Consider the following 15641-nt stretch of genomic DNA (forward strand, 5'->3'; position numbering starts at 1 on the left):
GGGGCTCCTGTTTCGGGGGGCGGATTCTCAGGGGCGGAACGCCCCTGTCGGGACGCCCGCCCCGGGCGTGCGGTTCACCTCCCGGGGTGCGCGCGGTCCCTCGTGTGCACCCCGGGCAGGCCGTGGACGCCCCGCCGCGTCCTTCCCGGAGGGCCTCCGGGCGGCCTGCGGCGGGGCGCGGGACCGCTACAGCGGCGGCTCGGCGATCCAGGCGGTCTCGTAGATGGTGTAGTCGACCACGTCTCCGGGCTCGCACCAGTCGGCCGCCGACGCGGCGGGCTCGACCACCACCTGTTCCCGGGAGAGCAGCAGGCCGGTGACGGGGTCGAAGAGGAGACGGTGCTCGACGGTGCCGAAATCCCCGGGGTCGGCGGGGGTGTAGGCCACGCCCACGGCCTCCCGGCCGGCCAGGTCCGTCACCTCCCCGAGCGGTCGCAGGCCGGAGAGCCCGGCCAGGACGGTGTACATGCCGGCCATCGTCTCGGGGGGAAGGGGGATGGCCAGGTTGTGGCCGATCTCCGAGAAGAGCCGGTCCTCCTCGCTCGAAGGCGCATCCGGGTCGTCGTGCGCGAGGATCATCTCCCGCAACGCCTCCGGGGAGGGGGACAGCTCCTGGAGGTCCCGGTGCTCCTGCTGCCCGCCCCCCAGACTCCACGTGGCGCCGCCGGGGCCGATGAGTTCACCCTCGACGTTCGAGGCGGAGGCGTAGGGGACCGGTCCATCACCGGTCTGGTCGTTCGTCCAGGACTCGGGGGAGCCGTCGCGCTCCCAGGCGGCCCGATGCCTGTCGTCCACCAGGGCCCAGCCGCCGAAACCGTAGCGCAGGGCGTTCAGGCTCTCCTCCTCGCCCGGGGAGCCGCCCCTCTCGACGGGGAGCTCGCCCATCCAGCTCCACTGCTCGTTGGAACGGATGTCGTAGACCCCGTACCTGTCGTCCTCGGGGCCCACCGCAAGGGCCCGCCCCCCGGTGGTGCGCTGGTACCAGACCTCGCCCTCGACGGGCTGGTTCCGGACCGCCTCGATGATCGGGGCCATCGCCTCCATAGCGGGGGCGTCCGCCTCCGTCGCCTCCCCGGAGGGGTCGGTGGCCGGTCCCACACCGACGGTGAGCGAGCCGGGGAACACCACCAGCGCCAGGAACACCGCGGCCGCCGCGACGACCGCGGCCCCGCTCAGCGCCAGTGACAGCAGGCGTGGTCGCCGCACCGGCCGGAAGTCCCTCCCGCCCGGCCGCCAGCCGGTGAGGAGCGCCAGCTCCTCGGGGGAGCGCTCGGGGACGCGGGACCTCAGATCCCTCAGGTGGTCGAGCTCGTTCACCGGGTCACCTCCTGGTGGTCGGCGGCGGATGCGGGCAGGTCGGCGCGCAGGCGCCTGCGCGCGCGGTGCAGCCGGGAGCGCACGGTGCCCACGGGGATGCCCAGCACCGAGGCGGTCTCCTCGTAGGTCAGCTCGCCCCAGGCGATGAGCAGCAGGACGTCGCGGTCGCCCTTGGACAGCCCCGCCAGGGAGCCGGCCAGGGAGGCCGACACCGAGGCGGCGTCCACCCGCTCGCCGACCCGGTCGGCGTGCCCCTCCATGACCGGGTCGACGCCGGTCCGCGCCAGGGCGCGGTAGTGGCGGGTCTCGGTGCGGTGGTGCCTGCGGATGAGGTTGGCGGCGATCCGCCACAGCCACGGGCGCGCGTCGGGGTACGCCGGGTCGTAGCGGTGCCGCTTGCGGAAGGCGATGTGGAAGGTCTCGGCGACCACGTCGTCGGCTTCGGCGGAGCCGAGCCTTCGGGCCGCGTAGCGGTGCAGTGCGGGCGCGTGCCGGCGGAAGATCTCACCGAAGTCGGTGGGCTCGTGCAGTGACCGGCGGACGACCGACGCGTCGCTCTCCGCTTCTTCGGGCGGGAACGCCCTGGAGGCGGTGGGGGACATGGGGGTCCAATCCGTGGGGACGTCGGGAACGTGCTTCTACCCGTGTTAGCCCGATCCCCCCGAGGGGGTTCACGCCGGTCCGGACCGCGGCCCGTCCGCGTCCGCCGAGCGGTCCCCGAGCCGGGACAGCGGCACCGACAGCCCCGCCCACGCGACGTCGGCGGCCGTCATGACCAGCCGCGACAGCACCGCCGCGACCAGCGCCGCCCCGGCGTCCACGACCGGGGCCAGGGCCACCACCAGCACCGCCTCGCGCACCCCCAGCCCGGCCGGGGCGAACACCACCAGCAGGCCCAGCGTCCACGCCAGCGCGTACGCCCCCACGGCCGGGGCCAGCGCCCCCCGGGGGTCGCCGCCCACCGCCCACACGAGCACCCACAGGTGCAGGCCCAGCGGCACCCACGCCGCCAGGGTCCACCCCAGCGCCGCCGCCATCGCCCGGCCGCCGATGTCCAGCGGGCCGGCCTCGGCGACCTCCCGGAACCGGGCGAACGGGCGCGCCGCCAGGCGCACCCCCCACCGCACCACGCGCGGGTGCAGTCCGGCCAGCAGCAGCGGGGCCAGGGCCAGCGCCCACCACCACGTCCGGGCGGCCTCCGCCGAGGACAGCGGCAGCGCCACCGCGGCCACCGCGAGCCCCGCGGCCACCGTCACCCCCACCGCCAGCAGGGTCGCCGCCGTGCCCCGGACCCGGGGCACCTCGCGGTCGCGGGCCAGCTCCACCTGGGCCACGAACGCCCACACCGAGCCCGGCAGGTACTTGCCCAGCTGGCCCACGAACATCACCCGCGCCGCCACCGGCACCGGCAGCGGCGAGCCCAGCCCGGCCAGCAGCGCGCGCCAGGCCATCATCTGCGCGGTCAGCCCGGCCATCCCGGCCAGTACCGCCAGCGGCAGCGTCCACAGCGGAAGGGACAGCGCGGCGTCGCGCGCCTGCTCCCAGTGCCCGTGCAGCGCCCACGCGGCGCACGCGCACAACAGGACCACCAGCGCCGATCGCACCCAGGGGTCGCGGCGCAGTCGAGCGAGCACGCGGTCCCTCCTCATCTCCGTCCTGCGCCGACCCTACGCCCCGGGCGGTGCCCGCCGGACCACGGCGCCCTCCGCTCCCGCCCTCCGGCCGCGCGGCCCCCGCCAGGGGCCGGTGCGGTTCACCGGGGCGGAACCTCCGGGGCGTAGGGTGCGGCTTATGACCGGTGCGAACGAACCCGCCCCCACGCCGTCCGCCGTGCGCCGCGCCCTGGCCCGCGCCCGCGACGGCAAGACCCTGGACGCCGCCGAGGCGGAGGTCCTGCTGCACGCGCGCGGCGAGGACCTGGAGACCCTCCTGGGATACGCCTCCCGGGTGCGCGACGCGGGCCTGGAGGCGGCCGGCCGGCCCGGTGTGGTGACCTACAGCCGCAAGGTGTTCGTCCCCCTCACCCGCCTGTGCCGGGACCGCTGCCACTACTGCACCTTCGCGACCGTGCCCGGCCGCCTGGAATCGCCGTTCATGTCCCCCGACGAGGTCCTCGACATCGCCCGCCGGGGCGCAGCGATGGGCTGCAAGGAGGCCCTCATCACCCTGGGGGACCGCCCCGAGGACCGGTGGAAGCAGGCCGCCGAGTGGCTCGACGCCCACGGCTACGACGACACCCTGTCCTACGTGCGCGCCGTCTCCATCATGATCCTGGAGGAGACCGGGCTGCTGCCCCACCTCAACCCGGGCGTGCTCACCTGGGCCGACTTCCAGCGCCTCAAGCCCGTCGCCCCGTCCATGGGCATGATGCTGGAGACCACCTCCCGGCGGCTGTTCGAGGAGAAGGGGCAGCCCCACTACGGCAGCCCGGACAAGGACCCGGCCGTCCGCCTGCGCGCCCTGGAGGACGCGGGCCGCACCAGCGTCCCCTTCACGACCGGGATCCTGCTGGGCATCGGGGAGACGTTCGCCGACCGGGCCGAGTCCATCTTCGCGATGCGCTCCGTCGCCCGCCGCCACGGCGGGATCCAGGAGGTCATCGTCCAGAACTTCCGCGCCAAGCCGGACACCGCGATGATGCACCGGGCCGACGCCGAGATCGACGAGATGGCCGCCACCATCGCCGTCACCCGCCTGGTCATGGGGCCCAGGGCGCACATCCAGGCCCCGCCCAACCTCATCGGCGGGCAGGACGGCGGCCGCGACGAGTACGCCCTCATGCTCCGCGCGGGCATCGACGACTGGGGCGGCGTCTCCCCGCTCACCGCCGACCACGTGAACCCGGAGCGGCCCTGGCCACAGATCGACGACCTGGCCGCCCGCACCGCCGCCCAGGGGTTCGAGCTCAGGGAGCGGCTCACCGCGTACCCGGAGTACGTCCTCGCCGGCGAGCCGTGGCTCGACCCGCGGCTGCGGGCGCACGTCGAGGCCCTGGCGGACCCCGAGACCGGCCTGGCCCGCGAGGACGCCCCCGTGGTGGGCCGCCCCTGGCAGGAGCCCGAGGCCGTGCTGGCCGACACCGGGCGCACCGACCTGCACACCGCGGTGGACACCGAGGGCCGCACCGGCGACCGGCGCGGCGACTTCGACTCGGTGTACGGCGACTGGGAGTCCCTGCGCGAGGGCGTCGACCGCGAGGGCGCGGTGCCCCGCCGGTTCGACCCGGAGGTCGCCGACGCCCTGCGCGCCGCGGAGAAGGACCCCGCCGGGCTCTCCGACGCCCACGCCCTGGCCCTGCTGCACACCGACGGGCCCGAGCTGGAGGCCCTGGCGGAGCTGGCCGACGGGCTGCGCCGCGACGCGGTCGGCGACGACGTCACGTTCGTGGTCACCCGGAACATCAACTTCACCAACGTCTGCTACACCGGCTGCCGGTTCTGCGCGTTCGCGCAGCGCCGCACCGACGCCGACGCCTACACCCTGTCCCTGGACCAGGTGGCCGACCGCGCCGAGGAGGCGTGGAACGCCGGCGCCACCGAGGTGTGCATGCAGGGCGGGATCCACCCCGACCTGCCGGGCACCGCCTACTTCGACATCGCCGCCGCCGTCCGCGAGCGCGTCCCGGGCATGCACGTCCACGCGTTCAGCCCGATGGAGGTGGTCAACGGGGCGGCGCGCACGAACCTGCCCGTCCGCGAGTGGCTCACCCGGGCCCGCGACGCGGGGCTCGGGTCGATCCCGGGCACCGCGGCGGAGATCCTCGACGACGAGATCCGCTGGGTCCTCACCAAGGGCAAGCTCCCGGCGAGCGAGTGGATCGAGGTCATCACCACCGCGCACGACCTGGGCATCCCCACCACGTCGACGATGATGTACGGGCACGTGGACTCGCCCCGCCACTGGGTGGCGCACATCAAGCTGCTGCGCTCGCTCCAGGAGCGCTCCCTGGAGCGCAACGGGCGGCCGGGGTTCACCGAGTTCGTGCCGCTGCCGTTCGTGCACACCAGCGCGCCCATCTACCTGGCCGGCCTGGCCCGCACCGGCCCCACCGTCCGGGAGAACCGGGCGGTGCACGCGCTGGCCCGCCTGCTGCTGCACGGGGCGATCGACAACATCCAGTGCTCGTGGGTGAAGCTCGCCGAGGACACCTGCCGCCTGCTGCTGCGCGGCGGGGTCAACGACGTGGGCGGCACCCTGATGGAGGAGACGATCAGCCGGATGGCGGGCTCGGACCAGGGCTCGTACAAGACCATCACCGACATCCGCGCGCTGGTCGGGCCCACCGGCCGCCCGCTGCGCCAGCGCACCACCCTCTACGGCGAGGTCCCCGAGGAGCGCCGCGCCGTCGCCGAGGCCAGCGACGGCGTCGCCCCGAGCATCCTCCGCCGCTCCCTCCCCCTCGTCTGAGAACCCGCACGCGCCTTCCCGGAGAAGACGGAGGGGCGGGAGCGCCGGGGGAACGGCGCTCCCGCCCCTTCTCATGCGGGGCCGCGCGGAGCGGGTGGGGGGACGGGCCCCCGCGCGCGGCCCGGGGTCAGCAGGCGCCGACGAGGCGCCAGACGCCCCATTCGCCGGTGGTGCCCGGCTCGTCGCCCTGGGTCCACCACTGGGCGCGCCATTCGGAGCCCTCGTGGGAGACCACGTCGCCGCCGTTGTAGACGGTGCCGGAGGCCCAGGCGGGGGCGGTGCAGTCGCCCGGCTCGCCGCCGCCGGGGTCCCCGCCGCCGGGGCCCTCCACCACGGTGCCCTCGCGCGGGTGGTCGTAGGTGATGGCGTACTCGGTGCCGCCCACTTCGATCCGCCAGTTGGAGGGCTGCGCGATGGGCAGCCGCCAGCTGAGGTCGAACGAGAACGTCCCGCCCGCCGGGATCGACTGCCAGCCCGGCACGGTGATCTGCGCCCGGTGGAAGTCCCCGTCCAGGCCGCCGACGTTGTTCGCCCGGTCGTGCCCGATCTGGAGGTGGGTGAGCCCCAGGCCGGACTGGTCGCCCATGTTGCCCGGGGCGGAGGTGCCGTAGTCGAAGGTGATCTTGGACCCGCCGGGGATCTCGGCCGCCGAGTTGTTGGTGATGGTGACCTTGGGGTTGATGGGGTAGTTGTTGTCGCCCAGCGCGAATTCCCCGAAGTCCACGTCCACGTCCAGGACCTCGGCCGGGGCCTCGGTCTCGGCCTTGATCGCGCCGTACGGCCCGGCGTCGCTCAGGGTCTCGTGCAGCGACGTGATGAGGGTGTCGCCCATCTCGTACTGGCCCGCGGCGGTGTTGTAGGAGTAGTCGCCCGCCATCTCCCAGATCATGACGCCGCCCAGGCCGGTGTCGGCCACGTAGTCGGCCTTGGTCCGGATGGTCTGTTCGGCGTCACCGGTCAGGAACGTGCGGGTCTGCGCGTTCCACCACCACTCGTTCTTCGTGACGTCGTCCCAGTGCCGCACGTAGGTGCCCTCGAGGGTGCCGTCCACCCCGTAGTCGTCCACGTAGTCCCCGACCACGCCGTCCTCCAGGTTGAGGACGTGCCAGATCGGGTTCGCGCCCGCCGGGATCTCCCCGCCGGTCACCGGGTCGCTGTCGTGCCACAGGTTGTCGATGCCGCCGGCCCCGTTGCCGCAGGGGGTGTTGACGCCGGTGCCGGGCGGGCACTGCGTCTGGTCCGGCAGCGCCGAGGTCCCCCACAGCCCGTTCGTGCCGCCCTGCACGTCCGTCCAGCCGCGTGTGTAGAACGGCACCCCCAGGTTGATCCGGCCCGCCTGCATCGCGCCCCGGAAGTAGTGGTGGGCCCAGTCGGCGTTGAGGTAGCCGATGCCGTTGTAGGCCCCGTACACCGCGCTCAGCTCGGGGTCCAGGCCGCTGTCGTACAGCGCGCCGTTGTGGCCGACGAAGTGGTTCCAGGTGCCGTGCAGGTCGTAGGTCATCATGTTGACGAAGTCGAGGTACTGCACGACCTGGTGCACCTCCTGGCCGCGCAGCAGCCAACCGGAGGCGGGCACCGCGGCGGTCAGCTGGTAGTACGTGCCGTCCTGGGCGGACGCCTCGTCGAGCTTCTCGCGCAGGACGCGCATCAGCTCCTCGTAGCCCTCCCACAGCAGGCCGCGCCGGGCGTCGGAGATCCAGAAGTCGTCCGGGCTGCCCGCGCCGTTGTTGGAGGTGGCGTACTCGTAGTCGATGTCCAGCCCGTCGAACCCGTACTCGCGCACGAACTCCACGGCCGAGTCCGCGAACGTCTCGATGCCCTCGTGGTTGACCCCGGTGGGGGTCGTGGTCATCGAGTAGAACCCGCCGCTGGCCACCCGCTCGCCGTCCGCGTCGAAGTACCCGCCGGTCTCGGCCCAGCCGCCGACCGCCACCAGGGTCTTCACCCCGGGGTGCTCCTTCTTGAAGCTGTTGAGCAGGTTGAAGTGCCCCTGGTAGTCGAACTCCGGGTCGGGCTCCAGCCCCTCCCAGGTCATCCCGGTGGCCGGGTTGTCGGGGGTGTCGGCGCCCACGGAGACCCGGTTGTCCGGGCCCACGTGCGCGAAGGCGTAGTTGATGTGGGAGATCCGGTCCCAGGGGATGTCGTCGGCGAGGTACTCGGGCTGCCCGTTGGCGCCGTTGCGCCAGCTGGTGAAGTACCCGATGACCCGGCGGTCCAGGTCGTTGGGGAGCTTCTCGCGGCCGTCGGTGTCGTAGACGTCGCAGTAGGGGACGTCCACGCCGGGGGTGGGGTACAGCCCGTCGGGGCGGCACTCGGCGTCGGAGGAGGCGGACACCTCGGCCGGAGCGGCCGGAGCGGTGGGCGCGACCGGTGCGGCCTGGGCGACCGCGGGGGTGAACAGCGCCCCCGCCGCCAGGGTCAGCGCCGCCAGGGCGGAGCCGAACCGGCGGGCGGGGCCGCCGCGGGGTCGGGTTTCGGGCATGGGGGACCTTCCTCGGGATCTCGGGGGATGCGCCGGACCCGTCCGAGGGCACGGCAGAGGACCCCGCCGGCCGGTGGCCGGGGGGAGCGGGGGAGGGGAAGGGGCGTGGGCGGGCCGCCCGGCGGCCTGCGCCGGGCGGCCCGATCAGGGGCGGGTCAGCAGGCGCCGACGAGGCGCCAGACGCCCCATTCGCCGGTGGTGCCGGGCTCCTCGCCCTGGGTCCACCACTGGGCGCGCCATTCGGAGCCGTTGTGGGAGACCACGTTGCCGCCGGTGTAGACGGTGCCGGAGGCCCAGGCGGGGGCGGTGCAGTCGCCGGGCGGGTTCGTCGGCGGGTCGGTGGGCGGGTCCGTCGGCGGGTTGGTGGGGCCGGTGCCGGGACCCTGCGCCAGGCGGTCGGAGATGGTGTTCGCGAACGCGTAGCCGTTGGTGGCGTCCCAGTTGATGGACCAGGTCATCACGCCGCCGATGGGGCCGTACGGGGTGGCGGGGGAGAAGCTGCCGCAGTTGGTCCCGGCCTCCAGGCAGTCGAGGGCGCGGACGACCTGGCTCGGGGCCATGTGCCCGCCGCCGGCGGCGCGGGGCGTGGCCGGCAGTCCCAGGCCGACCTGGCTCGGGGCCAGGCCCATCTCCAGTTGGATGCAGGCCAGGGCGGCGACGAAGTCGGGCGTGCCCTGGGAGTAGACCTTCTGGTCGCAGCCCATCATCGTGCCGGAGTTGTAGTACTGCATGTTGACGATGGTGAGGATGTCGGAGATGTTCGACGCCAGCTGGTAGTACCCCATGGTGGGGGCCTGGAAGTCGATCGTCTGCGGCGCCATCGTGATGATCAGGTCGTTCCCGGCCTGGCCGTGCAGGTCGCGCAGCGCGTCCGTCATGTACTGGGCGTTGATGCCGTGTTCGAGGTCGATGTCGACGCCGTCGAACCCGTAGTCCTGCATCAGCGCGTACGTGGTGTCGGCGAAGTTCTGCGCCTGGGTGGGGTTGGAGACGATCACGTTCCCGCGCTCGCCGCCGACGGAGATGACCACCTTGCGGCCCTGGGCCTGGATGGCCGCGATGTCGGCGCGGAACTGCGCGTCGGTGTACCCGCCCAGTTCGCCGCTGGCCAGGTTGAACGTGATACCGCCGGGGAGGCTCGGGTGGTTGTCGGCGAAGGCGACGGCGACGAGGTTGTACTCGGAGGGGATCTCCGACAGCGGCATGACGGTGGAGCCGTTGTCGAAGTTGTGCCAGTAGCCGGTCAGCCACTGCCCGTTCGCCTGCACGGCGGCCTCCTCTGCGGCCACGGTCTCGGCCTCGGTGGGGCCTGCGGGGAGTTGGGCGGCGCCGATGGCGAACGCGGCGGTCAGGAGCGCGAAAGCCCCGGTCACCAGGGCTTTCGCCCGGGGGGAACGGCTTCGGTGACGGTTCACGGTCGGGGGGTTCCTTCCGTCGAGCGGGTGACGAAGGTCGGGGGATTGAATTGTTAAGAAACCTTAGAGTTGCCTTACCCGCGCGTCAATGCAATGGGAAGGAAAGCTTTCAGTTTTCTTCGGTGCCCGGTACCGAAAGGGACTCCATTCGTCCGCCTGGAATTCACCCGCCCTGGAACGGCCCGCCCTTGCTCTCGCCGAGGTCCATGTCCCTGCTCAGCGACTGGAAGACCGCGTGGTCGATGCGCCCTTCCCGGTACAGCGCCTTCAGGGTGTCGCGGCGGGCGTCCAGGATCCGCGCGTGCACCGCCTTGACGCTCTCCGCCCGCTCGAACGCCGAGTCGTCCTCGTCCAGCAGCGCCTGCACCTCGCCCACCCGCCGGGAGTACGCGCTCCGCAGCGACTCCGCGGTCCCGGCGTCGACCTCACCGGAGGTCTGGAGCTCGTCCACCTTGCTCAGCGCCGCGCAGCTCATCGCGTGGTCGGCGATCAGGAACTCCTTCCGGTGGGAGTCCCCGCCGCCCACCCCCAGCCTGCGCAGCACCAGGGGCAGGCTGAGCCCCTGGCCCATCAGCGTGCCCATCACCACCACCCCGGCGACGAAGATCAGCCCCCCGCGCTCGGTGAACGGCTCGCCCCCGACGGTGGCGGGCAGCGACAGCGCGATCGCCAGCGACACGGCGCCGCGCATCCCGCTCCACCCGATGACGACCCTCTCCCGGAAGGACGACACCTCCAGGTTGAGGAAGGGGATCACCCGTTGCAGCGGGATCACCACCATCATCAGCCCCATCCGCAGGACCACCGCCGTGACCGTCACCAGCAGCGCCACCAGCACCAGCCGCGGGAACGAGTAGTGTTCGCGGACGGCCGTGATCACCGCGTCCAGCTGCAGGCCCAGCAGCACGAACAGCATGGACTCCAGCACCGCCACCAGGGTCTGCCACAGCGTCTGCGCGGTCACCCGCACCTTCGGCGGCAGCAGGCCCTCGCCCCGGGTGCCCAGCACGATCCCGGCCAGCGCCGCCGACAGCACCCCCGAGAAGCCCAGCATCTCCGAGGGGACGTAGGCCGCGAACGGGGTGATCAGCACGATCATCAGCTGGACGGAGGAGTCCTCGATCAGCCTGCGCGACCAGGACACCAGCCACGCCACCAGCGCGCCGAACGCCAGCCCGCCCACCACGACCTTCGCCAGCTCCACGACGCCCTCGGACGGGGTCAGCGGATGCGACATCGCCGTCAGCGCCAGGCTGAACAGGGTCAGCGCGACCGCGTCGTTGATCAGCGACTCGCCCTCCAGGATCGTCAGCACCCGCCGGGGCGTGCCCACCCGCTTGAGGATCGCCGACGCCGCCACCGCGTCCGTCGGCGCGATCGCCGCCCCCAGGGCGATCGCCGCGGGCCAGCTCACCGCCGGGATGAGGAAGTAGACGACCGCGGCCAGCCCCAGCGCCGTCACCAGGGTCACCCCGACCGCCATGACCACGATCGGCCGGAGCAGCTCCCGGAAGTCCCTGGGGGAGGTGAAGAACGCGGCGTTGTAGATCAGCGGCGGCAGGAACACCAGCAGCACGATCTCGGGGGCGATCGTCAGCGAGTCCACCCCGGGCAGCAGCCCCAGCGCCATGCCCAGCACCACCAGGACGATCGCGTCCGGGATCCGCAGCCTCATGGCGATCAGCCGGCCGATGATCACCGCCACCACGACCACCAGCGTGCCGACCACGTACTCTTCGACGCCCATACCGCCGCCCCCTCGCCCGCACCCCCGTACGGCACCCCAGGATGCCCGCCGCACCGCGGCCGGGCCCCCGGCGACGCGCCGGGCGCCCCCGGGCGGGGCGGCCCGGAGGCACCGCGGCCGCGGGCCCGGCGCTCGGCGGGGACCCGCGGCCGCGGCGCCGGGGACCGGCCTCAGCGGACCTCGATGAAGTCCTCCGGGTCGCGCGGCGGCCGCTCGCGCGGCGGCTCGGCGGCGTGCCCCACCGCGACCGCGCCCATCGGCCGCCAGTGGTCGGGCACCTCCAGCACCTCCCGCACCACGTCGGCGCAGAACATCGTGGAGGAGATCCAGGCCGAGCCCAGCCCCTCGACGGCCAGCCCCACCAGCAGCCCCTGCACCCCGGCGCCCATCGCCACGTGGAACATGGTCCGCTCGGCGTCGGCCCGCCGCTCGTCGGGATAGGCGTGCGCCCCGTCGGCCACCAGGAACGGCACCACCAGGTAGGGCGCCCCCCGCAGCACGTCGCCGCGCCGGGTGCGCCGGGCGATCGCGTCCTCGTCGAACCCGTCGCCGCGCAGGTCGGCCACCCACGCCTGGAGCATCGCGTCCAGCAGTCGCTTGCGCACCGGCGCCGACTCCACCAGGACGAACCGCCACGGCGTCGTGTGGTGCGGGGCGGGCGCGGTGACCGCCGCCGCCACCGCGCGGCGCACCGCCGCGGGGTCCACCGGGTCGTCGGTGAACGCGCGCACCGTGCGCCGGGCGGGCACCACGTCGCGCGAGCCGTACCGGAACAGGTCGGCGTCCGCCGTGCGCACCAGCGCCGCGGCCCCCGGCCCGTCCGCGTCGGTGACGACCGACAGGCCGCTGACCACCGCCACCGGCACACCGCTCGTCTTGCCCTTGACCAGCTCGCCGGCGGCGGCGATCTCGTCGGCGACCGCGTTGACGGTCGCCTCCATGAGGTTGCCGTGGGTGTCCGTCGTGCCCCGGAGGTCCTGCACCGGGTCCAGCCCGGCCGCGCCGATGGCCACGTCGGTCTGCCCGACCCGCCAGGGCCGCCCGAAGGTGTCGGAGACGATCACGCCCACCCGCACCCCCAGCCGCTCGCGCAGCCCGGCGCGCAGGGCGCGGGCGGACGCGTCGGAGTCCTCGGGCAGCAGCAGCACCGTGCCGGGTTCGACGTTGGAGGCGTCCACCCCGGCGGCGGCCATCACCAGCCCGTGCCGGGTCTGCACGATCCGGGTCCTCCCGGCCCGGGCCACCACCCGCACGGTCTCGGCGTCGACGGCGGCCTCCCGGGCCATCCGGCGCAGCCGCCCCTCGGCCTTGGCGACGATCTTGGAGGTGACCACCAGCACGTCGCCGTCGGCCAGCGGCTCTCCCGAGGCCTCGACGGCGTCGGCGATCAGCGCGACCAGGTCGGCGCCTGCGCCCACCTCCGGCAGGCCCGCCAGCCCGCGCACCCGCACGTCGCTCCCCGCGTCCGCGCTCACTCGCCGCCGCCCTTGCGCCCGGCCAGCTCGCGGCCCAGGTCCAGGGCGGCCCGGGCGATGGCCTCGGTGGCCCGGGGGTCGCTCATGTACAGCGGGCGCGAGCGCACCTCGATCCCCTCGACCTCGGTCCCGGCGTCGGCCTCGTCCACCAGCCACCCGTCGAGCAGGTCGGCGCCCAGGTGGGCGGCGACCGCCCCGGCGCTCGTCTCCACACCGATCGCGTTCAGGCAGGCGTCGGCCATACCGCGCACCGGGGCGCCGCCGATGATGGGGGAGACGCCCACCACGGTCTTGGCGGCCAGCGCCTCCCTGATCCCGGGGATCCCCAGGACGGACCCCACGCTCACCACCGGGTTCGACGGCGGCAGGACCACGAGGTCGGCCTCGGCGATCGCCTCCAGCACCCCGGGCCCGGGTTTGGCGTCCTCCGCGCCCACGCTCACGATGCTCTGCGCGGGCACCGCCGCCCGGTGCCTGATCCACCACTCCTGGAAGTGGATCGCGCGCCTGCGCCCGTCCTCCTCGACGACCACGTGCGTCTCGACCTGGTCGTCGGTCATCGGCAGCAGCCGCACCCCGGGCCGCCACCGGTCGCACAGCGCCTCGGTGACCGCCGACAGCGGGTACCCCGCCGCGAGCATCTGGGACCGCACGATGTGGGTGGCGGTGTCCCGGTCGCCCAGGCCGAACCAGGTGGGGCGCATGCCGTAGGCGGCCAGCTCCTCCTTGACCGTGAAGGTCTCGTCGGCCCGCCCCCAGCCGCGCTCCTCGTCGATACCCCCGCCCAGGGTGTACATCACCGTGTCCAGATCCGGACATATCCTCAGTCCGAACAGAGTGATGTCGTCACCCGTGTTGCCGATGACGGTGATGGCGTTCGTGCTCTGCTCCTCCGGGACCGGGGAGTCGATTCCCAGGGCGGCCTTCAGGCCCCGAAGGAAGCGTGCTCCGCCGATACCACCGGCCGGTACGACTATCCGCATGCGTCCAAGTCTGGCAGGCTGGAAGCATGTACGGGTCGTCTGCCCCACCGTGGGCGCGACCCCGGCGTGACCGTACCGGTACCGCCGGTTCGCCGTTCGGCCGAACCCCGGTACCGTGGCCGCCGTCCCACTTTCACGGTCCGGTCCTCCGGCGTCCCCGTGTTCCGCGGCCGGGATCGACCGATTCCAACCGAACAGCCCGACGACAGAGCCACTCTTCCTCCCACGAGGGCGGCGACGAAGCAGCAGAGGGGAATCTCCCTTGAACAACGAAACACTGGAACGCCTGCGCCTACCCGCGGCGTGGGTCCTGATCGGTGCCGTCGGCGCCGGTGTGCTGGCGGGTTTCATCCGGTTGATAGCCGGATCGGGCTACCCGGGGTCCTTCGCCTCGGCACTGGGGGGCGCGGGGGGCAACTTCTTCGGCCTGTCCGTTGTGGTCCTGCTCGCCGCCGCGGTGCTCCTGGTCCTCACCTCCGAGCGGACCCGTCCGGCGGCCTTCGGCGTCGTGCTGACCGCGCTCATCTTCTCCGGCCTGGGGCTGCTCTTCGCGCTCATCAACCTGATCACCGAGTTCATCGCCGCCAGTGAGATCGACGCGATCAGCCTCGGCTTCGCGGGTTTCCTGAGCACCCTGGGCCAGGGCGCGGTGCTGGGCATCTTCGCCTTCGCGCTGCTCAAGGCGTTCAACGACCCGAACCTGGTGCCGCGGGCCACCCCGCAGGCGCAGACCTACGGCGGCTACCCGCAGGCGTACGGCCAGCCCGGCTACCAGGACCCGACCATGACCGGCGGCCAGCCCGCGGCCGACCCCGCTCAGGCCGTCCCGGGCCAGGCGCAGCAGCAGGCGGCGTACGACCCGAACCAGTACGGCCAGGCGCAGGTCCAGCAGCACTACGCCACGGGCGCCCAGCAGTCCTACGCCCCGCAGCAGTCCTACGACACGTCGGGCCAGCAGGCGCAGGCCTACGACGCGTCCCAGACGCAGCAGCCGCAGGCCGGGTACGACGCGAACCCGTACGGCCAGACGCAGGTGCAGCCGCAGTACGGCACCGGCGCCCAGCAGTCCTACGGCCAGGCGCAGTACGGCACCGACGCGTCCGGTCAGCAGCCGGCCTACGACCCCAACCAGTACGGCCAGGCCCAGCAGCAGTACGGCACCGACACGTCGGGCCAGGCGCAGCCGCAGGCCGGATACGACGCGAACCCGTACGGCCAGACGCAGGTGCAGCCGCAGTACGGCACCGACGCCTCGGGCCAGCAGCAGGGCTACGGCCAGGCCTACGACCCGTCCCAGTACGCCCCGCAGCAGGGCGAGCAGCCGGCCTCCGGCGAGCAGGCGGCCCAGGACGCCATCAACTACGGCTGGTACGGGCAGGGGCAGGCCCAGGGCCAGCCGTCCGAGAGTGGAGTTGAACCTTTCTTTAACTCCGGTGAGAACAACGCCACGGAGACGACCGACCAGGGCGGCTCCGGCTACGGAGACCAGTACGGCTCGGGCTCCGGATACGGCTCTGACCAGCAAGGACAGGGCGGTACCGGGGGCCAGCAGGGCTGGTACGGGGGCGAGGGCCAGCGCTGAACCCTCCGCGTGGGCCCCGAGCCCCCCGCCTCCTTGGAACGTCGTGAATTGCGTGGTAATCCGCAGAACGGACATGAACCGAGCAGCGTTGGCGCTTCGTTACATGATATTCAGTGGATTACCACGCAGGGCGCTTGACGAGTAGCACTGCGTCCACGTGTAATTTCAAGGTGGGATTCCGCCCGGCCCGGGGGACGAAATGGGTCGGGTCATCTATGGGGGGCAACAGGAGG

Annotated in this window: 10 protein-coding genes; 2 read left to right on the forward strand and 8 right to left on the reverse strand. The window is 73.3% G+C overall.

All coding sequences use genetic code 11. The features are described from left to right. Positions 1 to 186: 186 nt before the first annotated feature. The 3 genes from ABZ249_RS03565 to ABZ249_RS03575 form a co-directional block, all read right to left on the reverse strand. Entirely contained in the window at positions 187 to 1317 is a 1131-nt protein-coding gene (locus tag ABZ249_RS03565) for a CU044_5270 family protein (RefSeq protein WP_355256708.1), read from the reverse strand. Further along, positions 1314 to 1919, reverse strand: a complete 606-nt coding sequence (locus ABZ249_RS03570) for a sigma-70 family RNA polymerase sigma factor (RefSeq protein ID WP_355256711.1) — start codon at positions 1917 to 1919, stop codon at positions 1314 to 1316. The genes ABZ249_RS03565 and ABZ249_RS03570 overlap by 4 nt, the downstream gene beginning before the upstream one ends. A 69-nt stretch (positions 1920 to 1988) precedes the next feature. Further along, positions 1989 to 2951 carry a lysylphosphatidylglycerol synthase domain-containing protein gene (locus ABZ249_RS03575; RefSeq protein WP_355256714.1) on the reverse strand — a complete coding sequence of 321 codons (963 nt, stop codon included), beginning with the start codon at positions 2949 to 2951 and terminating at the stop codon, positions 1989 to 1991. Positions 2952 to 3108: 157 nt separating this feature from the next. Between ABZ249_RS03575 and ABZ249_RS03580 the strand changes: the two genes are divergently transcribed. Beyond that, positions 3109 to 5724, forward strand: coding sequence for a bifunctional FO biosynthesis protein CofGH (locus ABZ249_RS03580; RefSeq protein ID WP_355256717.1), 2616 nt, complete (start codon positions 3109 to 3111; stop codon positions 5722 to 5724). Positions 5725 to 5851: 127 nt separating this feature from the next. Here the strand turns inward: ABZ249_RS03580 and ABZ249_RS03585 are convergent, their stop codons facing one another. The 5 genes from ABZ249_RS03585 to cofD all read right to left on the reverse strand — a co-directional run bounded on the left by ABZ249_RS03585 (position 5852) and on the right by cofD (position 13826). Further along, a complete protein-coding gene (locus ABZ249_RS03585; RefSeq protein ID WP_355256720.1) occupies positions 5852 to 8206 on the reverse strand; it encodes a glycosyl hydrolase family 18 protein in 2355 nt (784 codons plus the stop codon). Between the two features lie 155 nt (positions 8207 to 8361). Continuing rightward, on the reverse strand, positions 8362 to 9621 hold the full coding sequence (locus ABZ249_RS03590) for a glycosyl hydrolase family 18 protein (protein ID WP_355256723.1): 1260 nt from the start codon (positions 9619 to 9621) through the stop codon (positions 8362 to 8364). A 163-nt stretch (positions 9622 to 9784) separates the two neighbouring features. Further along, positions 9785 to 11368, reverse strand: coding sequence for a Na+/H+ antiporter (locus ABZ249_RS03595; RefSeq protein WP_355256726.1), 1584 nt, complete (start codon positions 11366 to 11368; stop codon positions 9785 to 9787). Positions 11369 to 11538: 170 nt separating this feature from the next. Further along, positions 11539 to 12843, reverse strand: a complete 1305-nt coding sequence (locus ABZ249_RS03600; protein ID WP_355256728.1) for a coenzyme F420-0:L-glutamate ligase — start codon at positions 12841 to 12843, stop codon at positions 11539 to 11541. After that, a complete protein-coding gene (cofD, locus tag ABZ249_RS03605) occupies positions 12840 to 13826 on the reverse strand; it encodes a 2-phospho-L-lactate transferase (RefSeq protein WP_355256731.1) in 987 nt (328 codons plus the stop codon). The genes ABZ249_RS03600 and cofD overlap by 4 nt, the downstream gene beginning before the upstream one ends. A gap of 262 nt (positions 13827 to 14088) precedes the next feature. Here cofD and ABZ249_RS03610 point away from each other — a divergent pair, with 262 nt between their 5' ends. Further along, positions 14089 to 15408: a hypothetical protein gene (locus tag ABZ249_RS03610; RefSeq protein ID WP_355256734.1), complete on the forward strand. Its 1320-nt coding sequence runs from the start codon at positions 14089 to 14091 to the stop codon at positions 15406 to 15408. Positions 15409 to 15641 lie beyond the last annotated feature (233 nt).

Origin of the sequence: Nocardiopsis sp. NPDC006139, assembly GCF_040614155.1 — a bacterium.
GTDB lineage: Bacteria > Actinomycetota > Actinomycetes > Streptosporangiales > Streptosporangiaceae > Nocardiopsis > Nocardiopsis changdeensis.